This window comes from Streptomyces sp. NPDC001858, assembly GCF_053594615.1.
Window position 1 is genome coordinate 126,865 of the sequence record NZ_JBSFEV010000019.1, and the last position, 26,149, is coordinate 153,013.

The window sequence follows — 26,149 nt, forward strand, 5'->3', positions numbered from 1 at the left end:
GCCCCTTCAGGGCACTGCCGAACCGCAGCCGACCTCGCCCGACCCGCTTATTCGCCCTGGGTGAAGGTGCGCCGGTACTCGCTCGGTGTGGTGCCGAGGATCTGCTGGAAGTGCATCCGCAGGTTCGCCCCGGTGCCGAGCCCGACGTCGCCCGCGATCTGCTCGACGCCGCGTTCGGACCGTTCGAGCAGCTCACGGGCGGCGTCGAGGCGGGCGCGCATGACCCACTGCATCGGTGTGTATCCGGTGTCCTCGACGAAGCGGCGCGAGAAGGTGCGCTCGGAGACCGCCGCGTGCCGGGCGAGCGCCTCCAGGGTGAGGGGTTCGCCGAGCCGGTGCAGGGCCCACTCCCGGGTGGCGGCGAACCGCTCGCCGATCGGCTCCGGCACGCTGCGGGGCACGTACTGCGCCTGGCCGCCGCTGCGGTAGGGGGCCGCGACCAGCCGGCGGGCGGCGTGGTTGGAGGCGGCGACGCCGAGGTCGCGGCGCAGGATGTGCAGGCACAGGTCGATGCCGGAGGCGGCGCCGGCCGAGGTCAGCACGCTGCCCTCGTCGACGAACAGGACGTTCTCGTCGACCTTGACGAGCGGGTGCTTGGCCGCCAGCGCCCGGGTGTAGTGCCAGTGCGTGGTGGCGCGTCTGCCGTCGAGCAGGCCGGTGGCGGCGAGCGCGAACGCCCCGGTCGAGATGGCGGCCAGCCGGGCGCCGCGGGCATGGGCGGCGAGCAGCGCGTCGACGACCACCCGCGGCGGGTCTTCGCGGTCGGGGAAGCGGTAGCCGGGGATGAAGACGATCTCGGCCCATTCGAGCGCCTCGGGGCCGTGGGCGACGTGGTACGACAGTCCGTCGCCGCCGGTCACCAGGCCGCGCGCGGCCCCGCACACCCGTACTTCGTACGGCATGCTGGCGCGGGTCGTGAAGACCTGCGCGGGGATGCCGACGTCGAGCGGCTTGGCCCCTTCGAGCACGAGGACGGCGACACGTCGGAGGCGGGAGGACGACACCCGCAACAGGGTACGGGGGCGCGGAGCCCGGCTTCGCGGAAACCCGGCCCTGCATTGGCATAGACCTGACATGGCGGACGGGGTTAGGCTCTGCCGCGCCCCACCCGGGGGTGGCCTCGTGTCAGGGGCGGCCACCCCCGCCGGAGCAGGCCTTCGTCGTGGTCGACGACCTTGAGGCATACGGAAGTTGAACACTTCGTGCGACGCCCGCCGGGGCGTTCGCCGCTCCTTACGCTGACGCGCGTGCGAGATCATCGGCAGGCGGGCGACGACCGTCACAGCAGTGCCCGTGAGCGGTCCCCGCTGGCGACGCGTGCGCCCTGGGCGCCAGGTCGCAGCAGTGGGCCGAACCCTCTGCTGGGGCTCCAGCAGAGCGCGGGCAACGCGGCGACCGTCGCGGCGCTGAACGGGCCGGGACCCACCGCCGCCGCCCGCCGCCGGCCGCCGGTGCTGGACGTCGTCGAGGAGGCGGCGGAGACGGCCCTGGAACTCCCGCCGTATCTGCGGTCCATGGAGGCGGGAGGGCTGTCGACGGCCTACGCGCTCACCGGCCATGAGTTCGTCACGGCCACCCTGGCCGAGCAGATCGGCCGCCGCGACGGCGTCGTCGCCGAGATCGGGGCGGAGCTGGCCGGGCGGCCCGAGTCGTTCTACGGGCGTGGGCGGGCCTTCGCCGTCACCGGGCCGCGGGGCACCGACCGCTACGACGTCACGGTGACCGTCTCCCCCGCCGCCGACGACCGGCCGCCCGTGTTCTCCGCCGCGGGCCCCGACGCCGAGGGCGCGGCGACCAAGGTGGACGTGCAGCACAACTCCTCCACCGCTGTCGCGCACAGTGTGGGCTCGTCCGCGTCGAAGGGCGTGTCGTTCACCGCGTTCGGGCTGGCCCCGGTGGCGCCGGCCCTCTGGGCGGGGGCGGCGGCCACCGTCAACGCCCAGCCCTTCCAGTCGTCCCGGGACTCGCGCGCCCAGCTCGGCACGGCGGAGCCGCGCGTGCTGCGCAGCGACAAGGGGTCCATCGAGGTGCCGCGCCGGGTGCGCTACGGCGTGCGGGTCAAGAAGGACGGCGCGCGCTCCGCCCAGCGGTTCAGCGGGGCCGGTTCGCTCACCATGCGGGTGCCGGTGGAGCATCTGGTGCCGGTCACCGCCGACGCCCCGCCGGCGCCGGTTCCGGTGCCGGCCGACACCGCACGGGCGGTCTCGCTGGCCGACTCCATGGCGCCGCTCGCCGTCGCGGACGAGGCCGCCCCCCAGCAGGGCGGCGGCGGGCTGTTCGACGCGGTCGCCGCCGCCCTGCACCCGTCTCTCACCGGGCCCGGAGCCCCCGGCCGGGCCCGGCTGTACGAGGCCACCGCCACCGCGACGGTCCTGGAGGACCTGCCCCGGCTGCTGCGCGACGGAGTGGTGGGCGAGGATCTGACCAGCCGGGACGGCAGCACCACGGGCACCTACCGGATGCGGGCCGCGATCACCGAGCTGGCCCCCGGCTGGTCCACCGGCAAGACGCAGTTACGCACCCACCAGCAGACCCAGAACGCGGTGACGGACACCGCGGGCAAGGGCCGCGGCGGGGCCTTCGGCATCGGCCCGGCGCTGGGGGTCGGCGTCCTCGCCAACGCGGCGGCCGTGCGCGGCACCGTCATGCCGGTGCTCGGCGCGCGCAAGACGCGGTTCACCCTGGCCGAGCAGACGGTGTCCAGTCGGCAGGGCGCGGAGGTGCGCGGCGACAAGGTGCTCTATCTGGGCACGGTCCTGTTCACCGTCGAGGGCAGCGGCCCGGCCTCGCCCCTCACCCGGGCGCGGGGCGGCGGCCGTACGGGGCAGCACTCGATGCGGGTCTGGATCACGCTGCGGGCCGACGAGGCGCAGGAGCTGGGGCTGCCGTTGCCGGACGGCGTGACCGCCGGGCCGTTCGTGGAGAAGCCGCTGCGGCCGCTGACGAAAGCCGAGCGCGAGGAAAAGGAGAAGCAGGAAAAGCGGGACGCGAAGGGCAAGGGGAGGGCCAGGGCCGTCGATCAGGACGAGCCGACGAGCGGCGAGCGGGCCGAGGGGAGCACCGCGGCCGGGGGTACGCCGCCCGAGCACGTCGTCCGGCATCTGCCGTTCGGGGCCATGGGGTCCAGCGTGGCGATCAGCCGGCTGGACACCGCGCCGATGATGCGGGCCGTGCAGCAGTTGTTCGCCACCGATGAGCGGCTCGTCGGCTATCTGCCCGCCTTCGGCGACGAGGACCGGCCGAACGAGCCGAGCGCGCAGGACGCCGAGGTCCAGCGGCGCAACTACCGCGAGCTCGTCGCCGCCCTGTCGGAGACCAACCTGCGGGTCAACAAGGACCAGTTGCTGTCCACCGGCATCCGGGTGCGGATGCGCCGCAAGTCCCGCTTCCACACGCACGATGTGCAGGTGAAGGTCACCGGCTCGCTGCGGGAGACCGGCTATCTCGGCGACACCGGCGACTGGCTCGTGCGCAGTCATGCCGGTGTCACCAGCAACGTCCAGAGCGGGCGGGCCAGTTCGCGGACCATCGGCGGGATGGCGCTCGGTCAGTTCCGGCTGGTCCCCGGCGCCCTGACCGCGTCGGCGCGGGCCGAGAAGGGCCGTACGACGACCCGGCGCGGCCAGGCCGGGCCGACCCTGCGCACCGACGTCCTCACCAACGGCTCCGAGACCGCGAGCGTGTTCGGCGGGGCGTTGAGCCTGGGCGTCGGCGTCACGATGACGAGCCGCGAGCGGAAGGTCACCCGTACCCTCACGCCGGGCTCGACGGGCCGGGACGTGCCCACGCCCGAGGACATCGCGACGCTTCCGTTCGACGCCCAGGACGTACGGCTGCTGACGCCCACCGCGTTCACCATGGACGACGCCGCCAAGCAGCGGCTGGACACCGCCACCACCTCACGCAAGGCTCAACACCTCGATGTGCGCGCGCAGTTCGGGGCCGCGGGCATCGGCGACCTGGCCGGTCTGACGCCCGAGGCGCTGGGCGGCGGGGGCGTGCGCGACTGGACGCTGGTGGAGACCGTCGGCGACGGGCGGCAGGTGCGGGAGCTGGCGTTCGATCTGCTGTCGCGGGCCGCCGCCCGCAACCAGGTGGAGGCCGGGCAGCGTCCGCGCAGGGACCGGGCGCTGGAGACGGAGGGCCTCGCGCCGCGGCTCGCGGTGGAGGAGCGGTTCAGCCCGCAGGCCGTGACGGCGGCGCTGCGGCAGGCGGTCTCCGCGGGCTGGGTGGTGCAGAACCTGCGGTACGCGCGTCGGCTCGCCGAGCTGAACGGGGCGGTCGGCACCCGGTTCGCGCTGACCGCGCCGCGGGTCGTGCACCAGGGCACCGGTGCGGGCACCGAGACCTTCGTGCTGGGCGGGCACCAGGTGACCGGCCAGGAGGGCAAGAGCCGGAGCACCACCGTGCAGGGCGGTCTGACGGGCGCGGAGAACGGCGCCGAGTGGCGGATCGCCGAGGGCGTCTCGGCCGGCCGCACGCTCGGCAGCGGCGACACCACGGCCGCCACTCTCGCCGGCACGGTGGAGCGCAACGCGCACACCTCGCGCAAGAGCCCGCTCTATCTGGTCCAGTGCGACCTGGTGGTCCGGATGGTCGCGGAGGTCGCGGTGACGGGCGGCGGCCCGTACGTGGCACGCGGCGGCCGTACGGTCCCGGCCGCCGTCTCCGTGTGGCTGACCGCGCCCCAGCTGCGGGCGGCCGGGCTGACCGTGCCCGGCGAGGAGCGGCGCACGGACACGGCCTCCGGCTCGGGTGCCGAGGCGGCGGCCAGGGGCGACGGCGGGACCGCGCGGACCGGGAAGGCGCGCGCGGCCGAAGGGGACGTCGCGGAGGCCTCCGGCGGCGCCCCGGCGGACGCGCCGCCGGCCCCCGGGCTGGCCCGGAGTCTCCCGCTCGGCTTCGGCATGATCGAGGACCTGCCCGATTTCGTGCCCCTGCTGGACGGGATCCGCGGCCGGCTGGACGCCTCCCTCGCCGACGACCTGCTGCCGCGCACGCACCTGAAGGACCGCAACCACAACGTGCAGCGGCTGCTGCGCGTCCTCGACCGGGACGGCTCCGCGGGGCTGCTGTCGAGCGCGATGGACGGCGGTGTGGGCGTCGAACTGTTCGACGGGCGCAAGCGGCCCTACCGGGCGGTGTTCAGCATCCGCCGGACCGGGCGGGGCACCTATCTGGACACGGCCTCCGACGGCCGGGACATGGAGTACATCACCTCCGCCGCCGCGCAGCGGGCCGACGCCCACGACGAGAGCGACACGCGGGGCGTCGAGGCCGTCGTCGCCGGTTCCGGGAAGCCCGACGGCGGCGCGGGGCAGCTGAAGAGCGCGGGCGCGGCCGCGGGTCTCGGCGTGTCGTCGAGCGACTCGCGCCGCTCGGTGAGCGTCGGGCGGGCCCAGTTGGGCGTGAAGACCGTCGCGGAGGCGTCGGCCGCGCCGTCGGCCCGGATGAACGTGCCGATCGAGGCGCGGCTGGAGGTGTTCTCGGGCAATCGCCGGATCGCGCTCGACCGGCTGGCCGGCCTCAGCCTGACGCACCGTGTCCTGGCCGCGGATCTGCGCGCGCTGTCGCGGCTCGCGCCGGTGCCGCCCCAGCAGGCCGGCGCGCACGCCGCCGCCGCGACGGAGGCCGGCGCGGACCGGCTCGGCCCGTGGCGCGGGGCCGGGGTGCGGCTGCCGATGGAGGCGCAGGTCAACGGGTTCCAGGGGACGCCGAGGGTGCAGCAGGCGGTGGACGACGCGGTGCGGCGGGCGGGCGGGAACGCGCGGTTCCGCACGAGCGGCGAGGCGGCCTTCCATCTGCTGCGCGAGGCCGTCTCCACGGAGTGGCTGATCGCGGCGCTGCCGCTGCTGACGGCCGCGGGCGTCGACCTCCCGCCGGTGCACGCGACCGGCGCGACCGGCCAGGACCTGCACGCCTCGCTGCACGCCCGGCTGCGCGCCGGCCGGGTGCTGGACGTCGGCGACAAGATGACCTTCGAGACCGTCGCGCAGAGCGGGCTGGACGCGCCCCGCCCGACCGGCGGCGACGGGCAGCAGGCGAACGAGCACGGCAAGTCGGCGCGCGGTCTGTTCGGCGCGGGCACCCTCAACGCCGACGAGTTCCGGATGAACCAGTTCCTCGGCGTCATGGACGGCAGCGGCAGCGCCACCGACACGGCCGCGAACGCGGCCGGCTCGATGCCGCTGCACAAGCCCAAGTTCGCGTCGGTGCTGGTGCAGTTCACGCTGGACGTGCGGGTGGTGGCGCAGCTCGCCGACCGTGTGTCGGGGCGGGGCTCTACAGCCGTGCAGGACGTCACCCTGCCGGAGCCGGTCGTCGTCCGGATGCCCGCCCCCGCGGTGCGCCGCCTGCTGGCCGACGCGGCGAACGCCGGACGGCTGCGGGACCCGGACGGCCGGCTGACGGCGGGCGCCTGACGGATCGCCACCCGAGGGTCAGCCGGAGGGTGTCCGCAGGCGGCGGGTGCGGATCAGCAGGTACAGGAAGTAGGGCGTGCCGATGACGGCCGTCATCAGGCCGGCGTGGTCTCCCACGCTCGGGGTGAACCGCCATGTCCGCGTTACCCCTCGGACCAGGAGGCCGGATTCCACAGCCCGGAGCGGCGCAGCGAGTTCGGGCAGTGCAGGAAGATCTCGTCGATCTCCAACTCCAGTGCGAGCAACGGCCGTCGGCCGCGATCGGCCAGGTCGTCGAAGAACGGGGCGTCGGTGAGGATCCGGGCCCGTCCGTTGACGCGGAGCACTTCGCCGCTGCCGGGGACCAGATAGAGCAGCCCGGCGTGCGGGTTGTCCAGGATGTTGTGCAGGCTGTCGGCCCGGCGGTTGCCGGGCCGGTCCGGCAACGCCAGGGTCGAGGGGCCGACGACATGGGTGAAGCCGGGACCGTCCCCGCGGGGCGAGACATCGCAGTTGCCGCGACTGTCGGAGGTGGCGAGGAGACAGAACGGCGAGCGGGCGAGGATGTCCCGGTCGCCGTCGGTGAGCCGTTGCTGCACCTTGTCGATCACGAGCGACTGGGGCTCCCCCAGCAACGCGCGCAGTTCCGCCGCCGAACCCAACTCGACCGTCCCGGACAAGCCGACCCCCCGTGCAGACATGGTCATAGACCGGGCAGCCTACTAGAAGTTAGGTTCGCCTAACCTAATCGGGTCAGAGCTTGGCGCCGAAGTTCTGGGTCCACCACGGGCCGCCGTCGCCGTCGTGGATGCCCACGCCGATGTTCTTGAAGTCGCAGTTGAGGATGTTCGCGCGGTGGCCCTCGCTGTTCATCCACGAGGTCATCACCGACTCGGCCGTCTGCTGCCCCTTGGCGATGTTCTCGCCGTACGTGGACCAGCGGTAGCCGGCGGCCGTGATGCGCTGACCGGGATCGGCGCCGTCGGGGTCGGTGTGGTCGAAGAAGTCGCGGGCGGCCATGTCGTCGGAGTGCCCCTGGGCCGCTTTGCGCAGCAGGGAGTCCGCCGTGAGGGCGCCGCAGCCCGCCGTCGCGCGCTCCTGGTTGACCAGCGCGATCACCTGGCTCTCCAGATCGGACGAACCCGACTGCGCGAACGACGTCTTCGAGGCGGACTGCTTCGGCGCGGACGGCTTCGGCACGGCCGACGCGGCAACGGTCCTGCTCTTGCTCGGACTCGCCGAAGGGCTCGCACTCGGCGGCTTCGAGGCCGACGCGGAGGCGGACGCCGTCGGGGAGGGCGAGGGCGACAGCGAGCCCTCCCGGCCGGCGTCCGGCGTGGGGCTGTCGGAGACGGTCTCGTCGCTCGCGGGTCGCACAGCGGCGCTGTCCCCGGTCCCGCCCTCGGGCTGCAGGCCGAAGTAATAAAGGCCGCCGCCGGCCACACAGGCCGCCACGACCGCGCCGCCGACCGCCCGTCGGCGGGTGCGCCGTCTGCGCCGGGCCGCGGTACGCGAGGCGGTCCGCTCGCCCGCGGCGCCGCGCCGCCCCGACCGCACGGACACCCCGAGGTCCGCGGCCCCGGCGGCCGGGGACTCCGAGGCGGCCAGGGCGACGGCGTCGGCGGCCCCGCGCGTGCGCGCCAGGAGCGCGGAGGACGCCGAGACCAGGGCCAGACCGGCCAACAGGCCTTCCGCGGGCACCAGTTGGCTCCACAGACCCGAGCAGCGGGCGCAGCCGCGCGCGTGCCGGGCTATGCGCTTGCGCCACAGCGCCGAGGGCCGGCCGTCCCAGCCCGCGAGCGCGCCGCGCAGTTCCTGGCACGGCGGCTGCGCGTCCAGGGCCCGCACGACCACGCGGGCCGCCTCCAGTTGCGCCTTCATCCGCTGCACGCGGACCGCGGTGTGCTCCGGCGACAGCGCCATGGCGGCGGCCGTCTCCGCCCGGGTCAGCTCACCCGCGCACTCCAGCCACCACAGGGACAGCAGCCCCCGGTCGTCGGGCTCCAGCCAGCGCGTGGCGCGCGCGGTCTCCTGGCGCTGGCCGGACAGTTGGAGTTGCACGATGGTCAGGTCCACGAAGTCGGCGCCCGGATCGGCCACCGCGTCGGCCTCCTCCACCGCACCCTGGGCGGGCTGTCGGCGGTTCCAGTGCGCGCGGACCTGGTTCATGGCGATGGCCACCAGCCAGGAGCGGAAGCTCTCGGGCGACCGCAGCGAGCCCAGCGAGTCGAGGGCGCGCAGCATGGTGTCCTGGACGACGTCGTCCACGTCCACCGAGCCGTTCAGCGCCCGGCCCACGATGTTGTAGACGAGCGGAAGGTACGCGCCGACGAGCGCGTCCTGTGCCGCAGGGTCGCCCGCTCGGGCGGCGGTCACCAGCGCCGCCGTCTCCACCGTGTGCCGTTCAGTCATTGCTGCTTCCCTGTCCTCGACGCCGAACGATGCTGTCCGTCGCTTCGGGGATCTCCGCGGGCGCACCGGATAACAGTTCTTCGGAAGGTTGTGCGAGGAGAGGTTCGCGGCTCGTGTGGCGTCTGTGCAATGGAGAAGGTCACATCGCGTTCAGGACGCCCCGTTTTCCGCAGGAACGTGCCGTTGCGGGAAACGGAACCGGATCGGCAGCCCCTGCCGTCGCGCCGCCGCCCTCTTGAATGCTCTATTCAGCATCCCTAGCCTCTCCTGGTGACTTCATTCACCCAAGCGTTCTTCCGCCGCCCCCAACCACCGCGCAGACCCCGGCACTTGTACCGGGCCCTGCTTCTGGCCCTCGGGCTGACGTTCCCCTCGGTGTCGTCGGCCGTCGCCGCACCGGTCGAGCCGGCCACCGCAGCCGTTCCCCAGGTGTGGCCGACGCCCCGGCACATCGAGGCCGACGGGCGTCGGCTCACCGTCCCCGACCGGGTGGTCGAGGTCGTCGGACCGGACACCGACCCCGCCGCCCGCAGGGTCGTCGAGGCCGCGCTGCGGGCCGCCGGGGCCGACCGGATCGTGACCGTCCCCTCCGGCGAGCGCCCGCCCGCGGCCGGGCTCACCGTCTTCGTCGGCGGCCCGGGCGAAAACCCCGCCACCGGGCGGGCGTTGCGGGAACTGGGCGTCGAGTCGCCCGCCGGGCTGCCGGCCGAGGGATACGTCCTCGCCTCCGGCCGGTCCGCCGGACGCGCCCTGCTCGCCCTCTCCGGCGTCGACGCCACCGGCACCTTCTACGCCGCCCAGACCCTCCGCCAGCTCCTCACCGGCCCGCGGCTGCCCGAGGTGACGGTCCGCGACTGGCCCACCGCCCGGCTGCGCGGGGTCGTCGAGGGCTTCTACGGCACGCCCTGGACACAGGCCGAGCGGCTCGGCCAACTCGACTTCTACGGCCGCACCAAGCAGAACGTCTACGTCTACTCCCCCAAGGACGACGCCTACCTGCGCGAGCGGTGGCGCGACGAGTACCCCGCCGCCGAGCTGGGCCGGTTGCGCGCGCTGGTCGAGCGGGCGGCCGCGAACCACGTCCGCTTCACCTACGCGCTCTCGCCCGGCCTGTCGGTCTGCTACTCCTCGGACGCCGACATCGCCGCGCTGGTCCGCAAGTTCGCCTCGCTGTACGACATCGGCGTGCGCTCCTTCGCGATCCCGCTGGACGACATCAGCTACACGAAGTGGAACTGCCCCGCCGACGCGGAGAAGTTCGGCAGCGGGGGCGGGGCCGCCGGAGCGGCGCAGGCCCAGCTGCTGAACCGGGCATGGCAGGATTTCTCCGCCGGCCGCACCGGTCTCCAGCCGCTGGAGATGGTCCCCACCGAGTACTCCGACCTCGCCGACACCCCTTACAAGAAGGCGCTGCGCGAGCAGTTGGACCCCGATGTCGTCGTCGAGTGGACGGGCGTCGGCGTGATCGCGCCCACCGTCACCGCCGCGCAGCTGCGCCAGGCCCGTACGGTCTACGGGCATCCGATCCTGCTCTGGGACAACTACCCGGTCAACGACTACGTCACCAGCCGTCTGCTGCTCGGCCCCTACACCGGCCGGGAGGCGGACGTGGCGCGGGAGGCCGTCGGCGTCACCGCCAACCCGATGGTCCAGGGCGAGGCGAGCAGGCTGGCGCTGTTCACCTCGGCGGCCTATCTGTGGAACCCGGACGGCTACGACCCCCGGGCGGCGTTCCTCGCCTCGGTCGACGACCTCGCCGGTTCGGCGAAGGCCGCGAAATGGCTGCGGATCCTCGCCGAGAACAACTACTCCTCCCTCCTGGACGCCACCGAGTCCCCGACGCTGACCGGACTCATCGCCGCCTTCCGCACGGCGTACGAGCAGAACCGCGGGCTCGACCGGGCGGCGGCCGCGCTGCGGTCCTACTTCGCCGACATGGCCGCCACGCCCATGCAGTTGCGCGCCCGCCTCGCCAACCCCGGTTTCCTGAGCGAGACTTCGGCCTGGCTGGACAAGCTGGGCTCGTACGGCACGGCCGGGCTGACCGCCGTCGAGCTGCTCCTCGCCGACAAGCGGGGCGACGCCGAGGCCGTGTCGACGTACTGGAACCGGCTGCGCGGTGAGCGCAAGACGCTGGACGCGATCCCGCAGCAGGTGTCGCCGGGCGTGATGGACCAGTTCCTCTACACGGCGATGATCGAGAACGCCCCCGACCCCGGCGTGGACCCGTCCTTCTCCCCCGGCTCGCTGTCCCTGCGGCCCGGCGCGAGCGCGACGGTCACCCTCACCCTGGCCGACCACGGCTCCGCAGCCGCCAGGTCCGCCGAGTGGAAGCTCACCGTGCCGGCCGACGTCACCGCGTATCCGGCCGGCGGCACGGTCACCGTCCCGGCGGGCGGCAGCGCCTCCGCCGCCGTCACGTTCACAGCCTCCGCGGACGCCTCGGCGGGCGTCCGCTCGGTCGTGGTGTCGGGCGGCTCCGGGGTGCTCACCCGGGCGATCCCCGTCCAGGTGACCGACGGCGCGGGCAGCCCACGGGCGCTGACGGCCGACTTCAGCGGCGCGTCGGTCAGTTCGATCGACCTCGCCTCCGGCACCAGCAGCGAGATCAAAGTGGGCGCGAACCCCGGCGAAGTGGTCGTGAGCGCCGACGGGCGCACCGCCTACGCGGCCAACCAGGGGTCGAACACGGTCAGTGTGATCGACGTGCCGAGCGGGACGGTCACCGGAACGGTCGCGGTGGGCCGGGTCCCCGCCGGGCTCGCCCTCACCCCCGACGGCGGCACGCTGTGGGTGGCGAACTACTCGGACGGCACGGTGCAGCCCGTCGACACCGGCACGCTGACGGCGGGTGCGGCCGTCGCCGTCGGCTCGGGTCCGGAGAACATGGCGATCACGCCCGACGGGGACACCCTGTACGTGGCGAACATCCGCGACGCCACGGTCACCCCGGTCGAGCTGGCGACCCGCACGGCCGGGGCGGCGATCCCGGTGGGTCCGTCCCCGTTCAACGTGGTCGCGTCGCCCGACGGGCGGACGGTGTACGTGTCGAACTCGGGCGGTTCGACGGTCACGCCGATCGACACGGCCACGAACGACACCGGTCCGACGTTCCTCGTCGCCGGCCAGGCCTACGGCCTCGCGCTCTCCCCGGACGGCCGGACCCTGTGGGTCAGCCCCAGCACGGGGGACACCGTCACCCTGGTCGACACGGTGACCGGCGCCCCGGGGACCCCGGTCACGGTGGGCCGTTCGGCGTTCGACGTGGCCCCGGACTGGAACGGCAAGACGATCTACGTCACCACGGCGGACGGCAACAAGCTGATCCCGGTCGACACGGCGTCCGGCACCCCCGGCCCCCCACTGCCGACCGGCGCCTACCCGCTCGCAGTCGCCATCACTCCGGTACCTGTGACCTGACGGCCGGGCAGGCGCCCCCCAAGGGGCGCGGGGAACTGCGCGCCCAGCCCCCACCGACCCGCAGGTCGATCACAGCGCAAGCGCGGACGCTAACTCGCGGTGCGCCGGATCCGTCCGGCGTACCGCCGCTCCAGTTCCAGGTTCCCCTCGAAACCGCCGGGCACGTTGGCGGACACATAGACCGGCGGACGGTCGCCGGAGGCGAGCAACTGCGCGGCCGTCTCCGCGACCGTCAGCTGGACCAGCAGCACCCCGGTCAGCGTGGACAGGGCGCAGACCGCGCCCCCGCCGGGGAGTTCGAGGAGGGCGTCGCCACGGGGGGCCTTGTTGTCGAGGACGACGTCGGCGAGGTCGGCGAGCTTCTTGCCGCTGGGGTGGGTGGCGGGCACGGACCGGGTGTGGGCCAGCGAGGTGATCGCCAGCAGCCGGTGACCGCGTTCCTTGGCGTGCAGGGCCATCTCGACGATGACGTTGTTGACGCCCGAGTTGGAGATGACGACGAAGAGGTCCTGCGGGCGGGGCTCGGCGAGCTCGTACAGGCGCAGCGCGATGCCGGGCTCGCGTTCCAGGAGCGGGTTGTCGAGACCGCTGGGGTGGTCGCCGCCGAAGAGGACGAGGTCGGCCATCTGCAGGCGGTTGGTGGGCACGAGTCCGCCCGCGCGGCCGGCGAGTTCGAGGACCATGGCCTGGGAGTGACCGGTGCCGAAGGCCTGCAGGACGCCGTCCGCACGGATGCAGTCGGCGACCAGCGCGGCGGCGGCTCTCACGTCGGGGCGCGCGGACTCGGTGAGGTCGGTCAGCACGGCCAGGCTCTCGCGGGCGAAGCGGTCGGCGCTCACCGGCTCGCTCACCGGCTCGGTCACGGACCCGGTCACGAACTCGGCCCCGGACCCGGCCCCGGACACGGTCACAGACTCGTCATCGGACTCGACAGACACCTGGAACTCCCCACTGGTGGATTGAACCACCCCATACACACCTACCGATGAATCAATAAATCACAGGCGCGGTGGCGCGGGCAATGGCCCAGTTCGCCCCGGGCGGAGCGGGCGAATTCCGGTCGTGGTATTCAGGCGTGCCTCTAACGGGTGGCTGATACCTTCTCTGCATGCCCTCGACCGATGTCACCACCCTCATCCGCACCGAGCTGCCCCGGCTGGCCGGCTCGCTGCGGAAGGTCGGCGAGCTGATCCTGGAGGATCCGGCCGCCGTCACCCACTGCTCGGCCGCCGAGCTGGGCCGCCGCACCGGCACCTCCCAGGCCACCGTGACCCGGTTCTGCCGGGCCATCGGCCTCGACTCCTACCAGCATCTGCTGATCGAACTGGCCCAGGAGCGCGGCCGCGGCGAGGCCTCCGACTGGGGCAGCGCGGAGATCGGCCCGGACATCTCCCCCGACGACAGCCTGGAGCGGGTCGTGCAGGTGGTGGGCACCGCCGATCTGCGGGCCATCCAGCAGACCATCGACCGGATCGACCTGGACGCGATCGAGCGCGCGGCCCAGGCCGTGGCCCGCGCCCGGCGCATCGACGTCTACGGGGTCGGCGGCAGCGGGGCGGTCGCCCAGGAGACGGAGACCCGGCTGTTCCGCATCGGCTGCGCGGTGCGCGGCTGGACCGAGGTGCACGGCGCCACCACCTCCGCGGCCCTGCTCACCCCGGCGGACGTGGCGATCGGCATCTCCCACTCGGGGGCCACCCGGGAGACGATCGAGCCGTTCGAGCTGGCCAAGGAGCGCGGCGCGACCGCCATCGCGCTCACCGCCGACTCGCGCTCGCCACTGGCCCGCGCCGCCGACATCCGGCTCATCTCCTCCTCCTCGGAGACCAGCTTCCGCACCGGCAGCATCGGTGCCCGGCACTCCGCGCTGATGCTCATCGACTGCCTCTACGTGCGGGTCGGTCAGCTCTCCTACCAGCGGGCAAGCGCCTCCCTGGCGCTGACGGACCATATCGCCGGGGCGCACGCGGTGAAGTCCCGGCGGGCCCGCTGAGCCGACCGGCGCGCTCCCGGCGTGCATGGATGAGCCAACCGATATTGCAGGAGATGGTTGATTGAACCACCCCGCGATGCCAGGATGGGGCTCCCCCGCGCACTCCTAGGAGCCCCATGCGTGTTATCGCTGTCGAGTCGACCGAGCTCTTCACCGGCACGGAGGACCAGCCGCGTCAGGTGGTCGCCGTCGACGTCGAGCACGATCCCGGCCGGCCGGTCCGGCTGAGCGTGGCAGGACCGGGCGTGCACAGCGTCGGGGAGACCGTGGTCACCGTCGGCGAGGACGGCGCCGTACGCGCCGAGATACCCGTGGCCGCCGACGGGCTCGCCCCGGGCGAGCGCCGCGAGATCACCGTCACCGCCGAGGACGGCGCTCTGTCGGCCCGGCACACCGCCGAGTTCACCGCCGCCGAGCCCGGCTGGACCATGTTCATGGTCAGCCACTTCCACTACGACCCCGTCTGGTGGAACACCCAGGCCGCCTACACCGAGACCTGGGACGTCGCCGACGCCCCCGCCCGCACGGGCCTGGCCGCCCGCACCTTCGACTCGCGCGGCCAGAGCGGCATGAGCCTGGTCCGCGCCCACTGCGACCTGGCCCGGCGCGACCCGGCCTACACCTTCGTGCTCGCCGAGGTCGACTATCTCAAGCCCTACTGGGACTCCTTCCCGGAGGAGCGGTCCTTCCTGCGCCAGCTGATCCGCACCGGCCGGGTGGAGATCATGGGCGGCACCTACAACGAGCCGAACACCAACCTCACCGGCGCCGAGGCCACCGTCCGCAACGCGCTGTACGGGGACGGCTTCCAGCGCGGGATCATCGGGGCCGCGCCGGAGACCGCCTGGCAGCTGGACGCGTTCGGGCACGACCCGCAGTTCCCGGGGCTGATGGCGGACGCCGGGGTCACCTCCAGCTCCTGGGCGCGCGGGCCCTTCCATCAGTGGGGGCCGACCCTGTCGGTGTTCGGCGAGGAGCCGCGCGATCCCCAACGCATGCAGTTCCCGGCCGAGTTCAGCTGGATCGCCCCCTCCGGGCGCGGGCTGCTGACCGCCTACATGGTCAACCACTACGGCGCCGGCTGGGCCATCGACAACGCGCCGACGCTGCCCGAGGCGGAGGCCGCCGCGCTCAAGCTCTTCCAGGGGCTGAAGAAGGTCGCGCTGACCCGCAACGTCCTGCTGCCGGTCGGCGGCGACTACGCCCCGCCGTGCCGCTGGGTGATGGGCATCCACCGCGACTGGAACGAGCGGTACGTGTGGCCGCGGTTCGTCAGCGGCATCCCCCGGGACTTCTTCGCCGCCGTCCGGGACGAACTGGAGCGGGAGGGCCGCACGGCGTCCCCGCAGACCCGGGACATGAACCCGGTGTACACCGGCAAGGACGTCTCCTACATCGACACCAAGCAGGCCCAGCGGTACGGCGAGACGCTGCTCGCCGACGCCGAGGCCTGGGCGACCCTCGCCTCCCTCGTGACCGGACGCCCCTATCCCGACGCGGCCCTCGACAAGGCCTGGCGGCAGCTGATCTACGGCGCCCACCACGACGCCATCACCGGCTCCGAGTCGGACCAGGTCTACATCGACCTGCTCACCGGCTGGCGGGAGCTGTACGACCTGGCCGAGGCCGTGCACGCCGACGCGACCGACGCGCTGGCCCGCCAGGTGGTCGAACTGCCCGGCGGCGCACCCGACCTGGTCGTCTTCAACTCCGCGACCTGGCGGCGCCGGGACGTGCTGAGCGTCGCCGACCCGGGCCTGGTCCCGCTGGACCTCACCGGCCTGCCGCTGCCCGCGGTCCGCGAGGACGGCGAGCTGCGGGTCGTCGTGCCCGACGTGCCCGGCATGGGCCTGAAAGCGCTCTCCCTCGCCGAGGGCCAGGTCCCCGGCTGGACCGCGGCCCTCGGCGAGGGAACCACCATCCGCAACGAGTTCTACGAGCTGACCGTCGACCCCGCGCGCGGCGGCGGCGTCAGCAGCCTGCGCGCCCGCACCGAAGGCGACGGCGGCCGGGAGCTGCTGCGCCCCGGGGACATCGGCAACGAACTGGTCGTCCAGGAGGAGTACCCGAGGCATCCGCGCTTCGGCGAGGGCCCCTGGCACCTCACCCCGACCGGCACCACCGCCGCCCGGAGCCGGGACGTCACCGCTGACATCGATGTCGAGCACTCCCCGGCCGGCTCCCGCATCACCGTCCGCGCCGACCTGGGCCTGTTCCGCTACACCCAGCGGCTCACCCTGTGGGCGGGCGTCGACCGGCTGGACGTCACGACGACCGTCGACGGCTACGACGGCGCCGACCGGCTGATCCGGGTGCGCTGGCCCTCGGACGTGCGCGGCGGGCTGCCGGTGCACGAGGTCGCGGACGCGGTGATCGGGCGCGGCTTCGGGTTCGTGGAGGTGGACAGCGCACAGTTCCCGTGGACGCTGGACAACCCGGCCAACACCTGGTTCGGGCTGGGCTCCACGGCCCGGGTCGCCGTCCACGACGGCGCCGGCGCGCTGCTCGGACACCGTTCCATCGGCGTCGCCGAGCTGGTGTTCGCCGACTGGGACACCGCCGGCGAACTGGGCACCTCACTCGCGGCGGCGCTGGTGCGGACGGGCGTCACGGCGACCTCGACGATCGCGGGCGGCCCGCGCTACGGCGATCTGGAGGTCGACTCCAACCTGCCCGACGTGCGGATCGCCGTCGGCGGCCCGGAGCGCAACCCGGTGGTCGCCGAGGCCCTCGGCTGGGACCCGGCGGCCGCCCGCGAGCTGCGCCGCCAACTGGCCGGGGACGGCCTCGCCACCGTGTGGGTGGCACCCCGCGCCTCCCTGCGCGAGGAGTGGGTACCGGGCGCCGACCTGCGCGATCTGGAGCGGTTGCCGCTGCTCGTGGTGGCGGGCGCGGACGCACAGGGCGACGCGAAGGCCGTCGACGCGCTGATCGCCGACCTGGACGACGCGACCGTCCGGGCCACGGCGGCCGGCGGCGGCGAGGCGCTGCCGCCGGGCGACTCCTGGGACGGCCGGGGCTTCGCGGTCCTCAACCGGGGCACGCCGGGCTGTGTGGTCACCTCCTCCGGCGACCTCTACATGTCGTTGATGCGCTCGTGCACCGGCTGGCCCTCCGGCATCTGGGTCGACCCGCCCCGGCGCACCGCCCCCGACGGCTCCGCGTTCCAGTTGCAACGCTGGTCGCACACCTTCGAGTACGCGGTCGTCGCGGGCGAGGGCGACTGGCGCGACCTGGGCTGGCCGCGCGCCGGACATGCCTTCAACCACCCGCTCACCGCACGGCTGCGGGAACCCTCCGACACCCCGGCCGGCCTGCCGAGGTCCACGGCCCTGCTGACGCTGCGGCCCGAGGGCCGGGTGCTGCTGGACGCGCTGAAGCCGGCCGGATCGCCGCTGGCCCGGGGCGGCACCACGCCGGCCGACCCCGCGCGCGGGGTCGCCGTGCGGGCGCACGAGGTGGACGGCCGGCCGGTGCGGGCCCGGCTGACCGGCCCGACCGCGTGGGCCGAGGGCGTCCGGGCGGACGTCCTGGAACGGCCCGGCGAGCCGCTGGAACCCGACGGGGACGGCGCGTTGGAGCTGGACCTGACGGGCTTCGAAGTGGCCACCGTGCTGGCCGCACCGCTCGGCGGACGGCCGGCCGAGGGCGCCGGGGTCGCCGCGCACGAGCCGGCCCAGCCGGTGCACACCCGCTACTGGCTGCACAACTCCGGCCCCGCGCCCAGGGGGAACCTGCCCGTGGCCGTCTATCTCTCGCCGGGCGTGCTCACCGCCGACGGCCCGGTCACCGCGACCGTCCGCGTCTCCTCCGAGCTGACCGACGCGCCCGTGTCGGGCACGGTCACCGTGGACGTGCCGAGCGGCTGGCGCGCCGAGCCCGCCGAACTGCCGTACACGCTCGGTCCGGGCGGCTTCACGCTCACCGAGGTCACCGTCACCCCGCCGCCGGACGCCGTGCCCGGCCGCTACGGTCTGGCCGGGCGACTGACGTACGGCGGCCAGACCTACGAGGACGTCGTCGCCCTGGACGTGCCCGGCGAGGCCGAGGCGGGCGGCCCCGACGGGCGGACCGGGCCGAGTCTGCTGATGGAGCTGGGCGTCGACCGGGTCCGGGTGCGCCGGGGCGAGCGGGTGCGGGTGCCGGTGAGCCTGCGCAACACCACCCGGGGGCCGGTGAGCGGCACGCTGTGGGCGCTGTCGTCCTGGGGCACCTGGGCCGGCGTCGGACCGGGCTGCCAGGGGTTCGCCGTGGCCGCCGGGGACAGCACGGTGTGCGAGGTGGAGGTGGACGGTTCGGCGCTGCCGCCGGGTTCGTACTGGCTGATGACGAAGGCCGGTTGGCACGGCTGCGTGGCGTACTCGGAGGCGGTCGTCCTGGAGGTGACGCCATGAACGGCCCGACGGCGACCGCCGACCGCACGCCGGCGCACCGGGGAACCCGGCCGACCGGGCCGCCCGCCTCTGGCCGACCCGCCCTGCGCGGCACCCGCCCGCACCCGGACATGGACACGCACACGAACCCGGCCGCAGCGGAGGCGACGTCATGAGCAGATCGACCACGGCGGGCGACAGGGCCATGCCCCCGGAGCCCCTGGCGCCCGGACCGCACGAGCACGACCGGGCCGGTGGCCACCGCATGGGCGGGCATGCGGTGGCGGCGGTGGTCGGTGGGGCGGAGGTGCCGGCGGCGCGGGTGGACGCCCTGTTGGCGGCCGTGCCGGCCCGGGACCGCGAGACCCGGCCGGAGGCCCTCGCGCGGGCCGAGCGGCAGCGCAGACGCTGGGCCACGCAGGTCGTGGTCACGGACGAACTCGCCCGCCGGGCCTGCCTGCAGCGCGGTCTCGCGCCGCCCGCCGAGGTGTCCCCCGCGCGGGTCCTCGCCGTGTCCGGGACCGAGGTCGCCGACCTGGGCAGCATCGTCGCGGTGGCGCTGGCCCACTCCCCCGCCGCGCGCGCCCTGCTGCGGGCGCTGGAGGCCGAGCAGCAGGTGCCGGAACGGGCCGTGCGGGACTACTACGACCGCAATCGCGACCGTTTCCTCACCCGGGAGGCGCTGCGGCTCGGCGCCGACCCCTACGGCGAGTTGGGGCCCGCCGACGTCCTGCCGTACGAGGACGTCCGCGACGAGGTGGTGCGGGAGCTGCGGCGGGCGACGGGCCGGCAGGCCTTCTTCGCGTGGCTGGACGCGGCCCGGGCCGAGGTGGCGTACGCGCCGGGGCACGAGCACCCGGGCGACCCGTCCCACCCCGACCACGAGCACCGGCACTGACGCCGCCGGCTGACGCGCCGGTAACCGCCCGGAACCGAAAAGCAACACGGCAAGGCATTGACCTCCGATGAATTCTGGTCCACCTTTTCATCAATCGGAGTCCAAGTTGGTGATTTGAACCAGCAACAGGAGGCACCATGCGCGCGAGCAGACTGACCGGAACCGTGGCGGGCGTCATAGCCCTGGCCCTCACCGCCGCCGGCTGCGGCCTGTCGGGCGGCTCCGACAGCGGGGACTCCACGGCCGGCGGCTGCAAGGTCGACCAGGGCAACGTCGGTTCCGGGAAGCTCACGGGGGACGTCAAGGGCCAGATCACCTTCCAGACGACGAATCTGAAGAAAGACTTCGGGGATTTCTTCAACGGAGTCATCAAGGCGTTCGAGAAGGCCCACCCCGACGCCTCGGTCAAGTGGATCGACGACCCCGGCGACAACACGTTCACCTCGCGCACCGTCGCCGACGCCCAGGCCTGCACCCTGCCGGACGTGCTCAACCTCAACGCCGAGACGGCGACCTCCCTCACCAAGGCGGGCTATCTGCTCAACCTGGGCGTCAAGGACCCCGACGCGGCGAAGCCGTTCGTGCCGGCGTTCTGGAACTCCAGCACCTTCAAGGACGCCTCGGGCATGCCGACGCACACCGTGTTCCCCTGGTACACCGGCGGCATCCTGCTCACCTACAACACCGAGCTGCTGAAGCAGGCCGGCGTCGACCCGGCTAAGCCGCCGACGACCGTGTTCGGGCTGTTCGCCGACTACGAGAAGATCGCCAAGGCGGCCAAGGGCGAGTACTACGCCACGATGGCCAACCCGATCTGGCGGATCCCGGCCGACTTCGACCAGATGGACATCAAGACGCTGTCCGCCGACGGCAAGACCGCGGTCTTCGGCGACGACCCGAGGACCACGCAGTGGGTCGCCTGGATGGCGAAGCTCTACAAGGCAGGGGCCATGCCGAAGGACTCGCTGTCCTCCAGCAACGACCCCTCCACGCTGTTCAGCCAGGGCAAGGTCGCCTACGGCTCGACGAACCCGAGCTTCGTGCGCTTCGTGCAGCAGAACAGCCCGTCGGTCTACGCCAAGACCGGCGTCGGCCAGCAGCCGTACGACCAGCTCGGCCATGTCACCGCCGCCCCGCAGTACATCGGGGTCGCCTCGACCAGCAAGAACGCCCCCGCCGCCCTCGCGTTCGCGAAACTCCTCACCGACGCCGAGAACCAGACGGCCTGGTGCAAGGACCCGAAGGTGGTGATCTTCCCGACGACCACGACCTCGCTGAACGACCCGTTCTTCCAGAACGTCACCGGGAACGACCCGTTCTCCCAGGCCCGCAAGCTGGTCGCCGAGCAGCTGAAGACCACCACCGCGTACCAGACCAGCCTCTCCCCGGCCGTGCAGAACGCGATCGTGTCCCAGGTGCAGCTGGCCATGCAGGGCAAGAAGAGCCCCGAACAGGCCGTCAAGGACGCCCAGGACAAGGCGAACGAGCTGCTGAAGCAGGCAGGCTGATCGTGCCGACCCAGATCGCGAAGCCGGCGTCCGCGCCCGCCCCGGAGCGCACCCCCTCCGCGGCGGGCCCGGCCCCGTCCGGCCTGCGGCGCCTGCGCCTGGCGCTGCTGCCCGGCCCCGCTCCCGGCGCCAACGGAGCCGCCCTGTACCGCCGTTGGTGGCTGCCGTGGCTGTGGACCGCCCCCGCGGTCTTCTGCGCGGTGGTGTTCGGCGTCTTCCCCTTCTTCAACACGCTGCTGCTGTCGTTCACCGACGCCAAGCCGCTCGGCGGCGCCGCGTCCTTCGTGGGCCTGGACAACTACAGCCGGATGCTGGGCGACGACGACTTCTGGCTCGCCACCCGCAACAGCGTGCTGTACGCGGTGATCGTCGTGCCGCTGATGGTGTTCCTGCCGCTGATGCTGGCCGTCCTGGTCGAGAAGAACCTGCCCGGTATCGGCTTCTTCCGCTCCGCTTTCTACACCCCCGTCCTCGCCTCCAGCGTGGTCGTGGGTCTGAGCTGGCAGTGGCTGCTGGCCGACGACGGGCTCATCAACACCTGGCTGGAGAAGTCCCATCTGATCAAGGACGCCATCCCGTTCCTCTCCGACTCCTGGCTGATCCTGCTCTCCGCGATGGGTCTCACGCTGTGGAAGGGGCTCGGCTGGTACATGGTCTTCTACCTGGCCGCGCTGGGGAACGTGCCGAAGGAACTGCACGAGGCGGCCTCCATGGACGGCGCGGGCGCGGTCCGCCGCTTCTGGCACATCACCGTGCCCGGCGTCCGGCAGGCCATGATGCTGGTCGGCACGCTCACCGGCATCGGCTCGCTGCGGGTGTTCACCGAGATCTACATGCTGGGCAGCTCCACCGGCGGCCCCGGCGGCGCCGACCGCACCCTGCCCTTCTACATCCGTGACGTCGGCCTGGACCCGCTGACCGGCAACGCCGGCTACGGCTCGGCGGTCAGCGTCGCGCTGTTCGTGCTGACGCTGGGGCTGACCCTGCTGGCGCAGCGTCTGACGAAGGAGGACGAGTCATGACGACCGCGGTGGAGAAGCGCCGGCGCCTGCTGCCGCGGTGGCGGGACTACGGCCGCCCCGGCGAGCTGGTCGTCCGCTATCTGCTGCTGCTGTTCGTCCTCGGGCTCACCGTCGGCCCCCTGGTCTGGCAGCTGCTGGCCTCGCTGAAGAGCACCAGCGAGGACGTGTTCGGGGCGAACGCCTCGCTGCTGCCGCACGATCCGACGCTGCGCGCGTACCGGCAGGTCTTCGAACAGGTGCCGGTGGCCACGTACATCAGGAACAGCATGATCGTGGTCGTGCTGTCGATCACCAGCCAGCTGGTGTTCTCGACCACGGCCGGCTACATGCTCTCCAAGCCCAGCTGGAAGGGCCGCCGGGCGGTCTGGGTGGTGCTGATCGCGTCGATGATGTTCCCCTTCGAGTCGATCATGGTGTCCCTGTTCCTGAGCATCCGTGACCTGGGACTGGTCGACAACCTGGTGGGCGTGTGGCTGCCCGGGTTCGTCGGCGCCATCAACGTCCTGCTGATGCGGGGCGCGTTCCTGGCGGTGCCGCGCGAGATCGAGGACTCGGCGATGCTCGACGGGGCCGGCGAGTGGCAGCGGTTCCGGTATCTGTATCTGCCGTCCGCGTGGGGCGCGATCCTGGTGGTCGTCATCAACACGTTCATCAGCGCCTGGGACGACTTCCTGTGGCCGCTGATCGTGCTGCGCTCCGAGGAGCACATGACGCTGACGCTGGGTCTGGCCCGGCTGCAGAGCTCGTCGTTCGGCTACGACCAGCGGGTGGTCATGGCCGGGTCGGTGATCTCGGTCGTCCCGGTGCTGGTGCTGTTCGTGATCACGCAGCGGTGGTTCTACAAGGGCGTGTCCTCGGGAGCGGTCAAGCTCTGAGGTCCAGGACGACGGGCACCGCCTTGCACGCGGCTCGGGCCGACTCCGCGACACGGATCTCGACGGAGTCGGCCCCGGCCAGTTGTGCCTCGTCGAGGGTCAGGGCGACGGTACGGCGCTCGCCGGGGGCGAGGCCGACGCCGTCGAAGGCGCACAGTTCGAGGGTGCGCGGCCACGAGGACGTGATCAGCCGCCTCAGATACACCTGCACGACCGAACGCCCGTACCGCTCCCCGGTGTTGATGACCTCCACCTCCACCGTGCGTCCCGTCAGCCGCGGCTCGCCGTACGCGAAGCTCGTGTACGACAGCCCGTGGCCGAAGGAGTGCCGCGGCTCGGCGCTGCCGTCCACGTAGCCGCCGTACTCGGTGTCCTTGTGGTTGTAGTACACGGGGAGCTGGGCCGCCGAGCGAGGCACGGAGACGGGCAGCCGGCCCGCGGGTTCCGTGCGCCCGAGCAGCACCTCGGCGATCGCCTCGCCGCCCCAGGGGCCCGGATACCAGGCGGTGAGCAGCGCGGCGGCCGTGTCCGGCACGAGGTGCGGGCGCCCCTGGATCAGGACGACCGCCGTGGGCGTGCCCGTCGCGACGACGGCGTCCAGCAGCGCGTACTGCGCGTCGCCGAGCCGCAGTCCGGCGAGGTCGGCGCCCTCGCCGCAGGTCATCTCGGAGACGGCGGTCAGGGCCGCGCCGTTGGCGTCGAACTCGGTCTCGGGCGTCCGGGCGCTGCTGCCGCCGAGCACCAGCACGGCCAGGTCGCAGGCGGCGGCCACGGCGACCGCCTCGGGCAGGCCCGCGCGGTCGTCGCCGGTGAGGGCGCAGCCTCGTGCGTGACGGACCTCCACGCCGGGCGGGGCGAGCCTGCGCAGACCGTCGAGGACGCTGACGCCGGTGCCCGGGCGCTGCGGCGCGGTGTAGTCGCCGAGTTGGTGGGCGACGGTGGCGGCGTGCGGGCCGAGGACGGCGATCCGGCGTACCGCCGGGCCGACGGGCAGGACGCGCTCGCGGTCGTGCAGGAGGGTGACGCAGGCCCGGGCGAGGTCGCGGCTCAGCTCCCGTCCGCCGGCGGGCATCGGGGCCCGTCGGGTGTACGGGTCCTCGAAGAGGCCGAGGCGGAACTTCAGCCGCAGCACGCGGGCGACGGCGGTGTCGAGGGCCGTCCCGCTCACCAGGCCGCGTTCGACCGCCTGCGCGAGGTGGGTGAAGCCCTCGTCCCAAAGGCTGAGGTCCACCCCGGAGTTGAGCGCGAGCGCGCCCGCGGAGACCGTGTCGCCGGTGATCCGGGCCAGCCGGTCCACGGCGAGGCCGTCGGCCATGACCAGTCCCTCGAAGCCCCAGCGTTCGCGCAGCAGCCCGGTGAGCAGGGCGCGGTTGCCGGAGCAGGGCAGGCCGTCGACCTCGTTGTAGGCGGCCATCAGGGCGGCGGCCCCGGCGCGCACGCCGGCCCGGGCGGCGGGCAGGTGGATCTCGTGCAGCTCGCGCGGGCCCAGTTCGGACTCGGCGGAATTGCGGCCGCCGACCGTGGCGCCCTGTCCGGCGAAGTGCTTGAGGACGACCGCGGCCCGGTCGGCGGCGAAGTACTCGCCCTCCCCCGACGCCCCCTGCATGCCGTGCACCAGCGCCTCCGTCAGCCGGGCCGCGAGGTACGGGTCCTCGCCGTAGCACTCCTCGGTGCGGCCCCAGCGCGGGTCGCGGGCGATGTCCAGGGCGGAGACGAGGGCGACATGGCCGCCCCTGGCACGGAGTTCGGCTGCCGCGTGCGCGGCGGCACGCCGGTAGAGGGCGGGGTCCCAGGCGGCCCCGACCGCCAGGTTGACGGGGAGGACCGTGCCGTCCAGGGCCATGTGGCCGTGCGGCACCTCCTCGACGAACAGGGCCGGGATCCGCAGTCGGCTGCGCTCCAGGACATGGCGCTGGACCAGGTCGGCGAGGTCGGCGCTGTCCTCGGCGCCCGGCCCGTGGCCGTGGTCGACGCCGGACCAGGCGTCGGCGCGCATCAGCCCGTACAGGGCGCCGAGGCCTGCGAACCGCTCGGTCTCGGCGTGCAGGGCCTCGGTGAGTTCGAAGTCCCCGTCCGGGGTGCGGCGGTAGGCGTCCCAGCCGTACATCCGCTGGTTGAGCTGGCCGACCTTCTCGCGCAGCGTCATCCGGGCGAGGAGATCGGCGACGCGGGTGTCGAGGGGGGCCGTCGGGTCGAGATAGGGGTGCACGGGCATCGGCTCAGCGCCCCGTGCCGTGGGCGAGGCGGGCCAGGGCGACCGCTCCGGGCGCGCCGTCCGACACCGGGGTGACGGTGAGCGAGAGCGGGGCCAGGTGGTCGGCCAGCGGGGCCAGCAGAGGGCCGTCGGGGGCGAGCAGCCCGCCGGTGACGACCAGGGGTTCGCCCGGCCGGGGCCCCAGTGCCGTGACGGTCTGGGCGAGCAGACGGGCGGCCTCGCGCAGGATCTCCCCGGCCACGGCGTCCTTGTCCTCGGCCGCCGCCACGACCAGCGGGGCGTGGTCGGCGAGCCGTACCGGCGGCTGGTCCATCACCGCGGGCAGCAGATGCGCCCGGTAGGCGGTGCGCAGGGTCGCGATCCAGCCGACGGCGTCGGCGCGGCCGTAGCCCTCCGGGGGCAGGACGCCCGGCGGCAGCCCGAGTTCCCGGCCCACGGCGCGGACGAGGACGGTGGGCGCGCCCCGGCCGTCGGCCGCCCGCAGGGCCGAGCGCACGGCCGAGCGGCCGATCCAGAAACCGCTGCCGTCGTCCCCCAGGAGCCAGCCGTCGCCGCCGGAGGTCACGGCCGGCGCCCGGGCGTCCATCCGGGCCGCGACCGCGCCGGTGCCGGCCACCAGGAGCAGGCCGTCGGCGGGGTGCCCCGGGGCGGCGGCGAAGGCGATCTCGATGTCGCTGTGGACCTCGGCCCCGGCGGCGATGCCCAGCCGGGCCAGTGCGGTGGTCAGGGCGAGGTGGGCGCGCACCCGGCCGGGCTCGTCCGCGCCCTGGCCCTGATGGCCGGCGCCGGCGAAACCGCCCGCCACCGCCGCCACCCGGTCGCGCAGGGGTGCGGGCACGGCGGCCGCGAGCGCCTCGGTGAGGTGGTCGGCGAGCTCCGGACCGGCCACGGTGAGCGCGTTGCCGGGTCCGGCCGTGCCCTCGCCCAGCGCGCGGCCGTCGGCCAGGTCCGCCAGGACGGCCCGGGTACGGGTGCCGCCGGCGTCGAGGCCGACCACCAAAGCCTGGTTCAAATCACTATTCATTGCTCCCC

Annotated in this window: 14 protein-coding genes; 8 read left to right on the top strand and 6 right to left on the bottom strand. The window is 73.7% G+C overall.

Annotation, left to right across the window (positions count from 1 at the left end; all coding sequences use genetic code 11):
* Positions 1 to 47: 47 nt before the first annotated feature.
* Positions 48 to 1,004: a GlxA family transcriptional regulator gene (locus ACWCPF_RS25250; RefSeq protein WP_451047346.1), complete on the bottom strand. Its 957-nt coding sequence runs from the start codon at positions 1,002 to 1,004 to the stop codon at positions 48 to 50.
* Between the two features lie 243 nt (positions 1,005 to 1,247).
* Here ACWCPF_RS25250 and ACWCPF_RS25255 point away from each other — a divergent pair, with 243 nt between their 5' ends.
* A complete protein-coding gene (locus tag ACWCPF_RS25255; RefSeq protein ID WP_451047347.1) occupies positions 1,248 to 6,422 on the top strand; it encodes a hypothetical protein in 5,175 nt (1,724 codons plus the stop codon).
* A 143-nt stretch (positions 6,423 to 6,565) separates the two neighbouring features.
* On the opposite strand, the gene ACWCPF_RS25260 is transcribed toward ACWCPF_RS25255, so the two are convergent.
* Together ACWCPF_RS25260 and ACWCPF_RS25265 are read right to left on the bottom strand one after the other, a co-directional pair.
* Positions 6,566 to 7,108, bottom strand: a complete 543-nt coding sequence (locus tag ACWCPF_RS25260) for an MSMEG_1061 family FMN-dependent PPOX-type flavoprotein (RefSeq protein ID WP_451047348.1) — start codon at positions 7,106 to 7,108, stop codon at positions 6,566 to 6,568.
* A gap of 46 nt (positions 7,109 to 7,154) precedes the next feature.
* On the bottom strand, positions 7,155 to 8,813 hold the full coding sequence (locus ACWCPF_RS25265) for a sigma-70 family RNA polymerase sigma factor (RefSeq protein WP_451047349.1): 1,659 nt from the start codon (positions 8,811 to 8,813) through the stop codon (positions 7,155 to 7,157).
* A 270-nt stretch (positions 8,814 to 9,083) separates the two neighbouring features.
* Between ACWCPF_RS25265 and ACWCPF_RS25270 the strand changes: the two genes are divergently transcribed.
* Positions 9,084 to 12,233 (top strand): beta-N-acetylglucosaminidase domain-containing protein, encoded by a 3,150-nt coding sequence (locus tag ACWCPF_RS25270; protein WP_451047350.1) that lies wholly within the window; start codon positions 9,084 to 9,086, stop codon positions 12,231 to 12,233.
* Between the two features lie 89 nt (positions 12,234 to 12,322).
* Here ACWCPF_RS25270 and ACWCPF_RS25275 read toward each other — a convergent pair whose 3' ends face one another.
* The gene (locus tag ACWCPF_RS25275) at positions 12,323 to 13,084 is read right to left on the bottom strand and encodes a sugar isomerase domain-containing protein (RefSeq protein WP_451047374.1); all 762 of its coding nucleotides are present in this window, start codon (positions 13,082 to 13,084) and stop codon (positions 12,323 to 12,325) included.
* A 257-nt stretch (positions 13,085 to 13,341) separates the two neighbouring features.
* Between ACWCPF_RS25275 and ACWCPF_RS25280 the strand changes: the two genes are divergently transcribed.
* The 6 genes from ACWCPF_RS25280 to ACWCPF_RS25305 all read left to right on the top strand — a co-directional run bounded on the left by ACWCPF_RS25280 (position 13,342) and on the right by ACWCPF_RS25305 (position 22,902).
* Positions 13,342 to 14,226 carry a MurR/RpiR family transcriptional regulator gene (locus tag ACWCPF_RS25280; protein ID WP_451047351.1) on the top strand — a complete coding sequence of 295 codons (885 nt, stop codon included), beginning with the start codon at positions 13,342 to 13,344 and terminating at the stop codon, positions 14,224 to 14,226.
* 116 nt (positions 14,227 to 14,342) lie between these two features.
* Complete coding sequence (locus tag ACWCPF_RS25285; protein WP_451047352.1) at positions 14,343 to 18,620, top strand: glycoside hydrolase family 38 N-terminal domain-containing protein; 4,278 nt, start codon at positions 14,343 to 14,345, stop codon at positions 18,618 to 18,620.
* Between the two features lie 244 nt (positions 18,621 to 18,864).
* Positions 18,865 to 19,497, top strand: coding sequence for a peptidyl-prolyl cis-trans isomerase (locus tag ACWCPF_RS25290; protein WP_451047375.1), 633 nt, complete (start codon positions 18,865 to 18,867; stop codon positions 19,495 to 19,497).
* A 137-nt stretch (positions 19,498 to 19,634) separates the two neighbouring features.
* The gene (locus ACWCPF_RS25295) at positions 19,635 to 21,005 is read left to right on the top strand and encodes an extracellular solute-binding protein (protein ID WP_451047353.1); all 1,371 of its coding nucleotides are present in this window, start codon (positions 19,635 to 19,637) and stop codon (positions 21,003 to 21,005) included.
* Complete coding sequence (locus tag ACWCPF_RS25300) at positions 21,005 to 22,027, top strand: carbohydrate ABC transporter permease (protein ID WP_451047376.1); 1,023 nt, start codon at positions 21,005 to 21,007, stop codon at positions 22,025 to 22,027. Before ACWCPF_RS25295 ends, ACWCPF_RS25300 begins: the two co-directional genes overlap by 1 nt.
* A complete protein-coding gene (locus tag ACWCPF_RS25305) occupies positions 22,024 to 22,902 on the top strand; it encodes a carbohydrate ABC transporter permease (protein ID WP_451047354.1) in 879 nt (292 codons plus the stop codon). Before ACWCPF_RS25300 ends, ACWCPF_RS25305 begins: the two co-directional genes overlap by 4 nt.
* Here ACWCPF_RS25305 and ACWCPF_RS25310 read toward each other — a convergent pair.
* Complete coding sequence (locus ACWCPF_RS25310) at positions 22,892 to 25,117, bottom strand: glycoside hydrolase family 3 N-terminal domain-containing protein (RefSeq protein WP_451047355.1); 2,226 nt, start codon at positions 25,115 to 25,117, stop codon at positions 22,892 to 22,894. The two genes, ACWCPF_RS25305 and ACWCPF_RS25310, sit on opposite strands and share 11 nt — an antisense overlap.
* 4 nt (positions 25,118 to 25,121) lie before the next feature.
* On the bottom strand, positions 25,122 to 26,141 hold the full coding sequence (locus ACWCPF_RS25315) for an N-acetylglucosamine kinase (protein WP_451047356.1): 1,020 nt from the start codon (positions 26,139 to 26,141) through the stop codon (positions 25,122 to 25,124).
* Between the last annotated feature and the right edge of the window lie 8 nt (positions 26,142 to 26,149).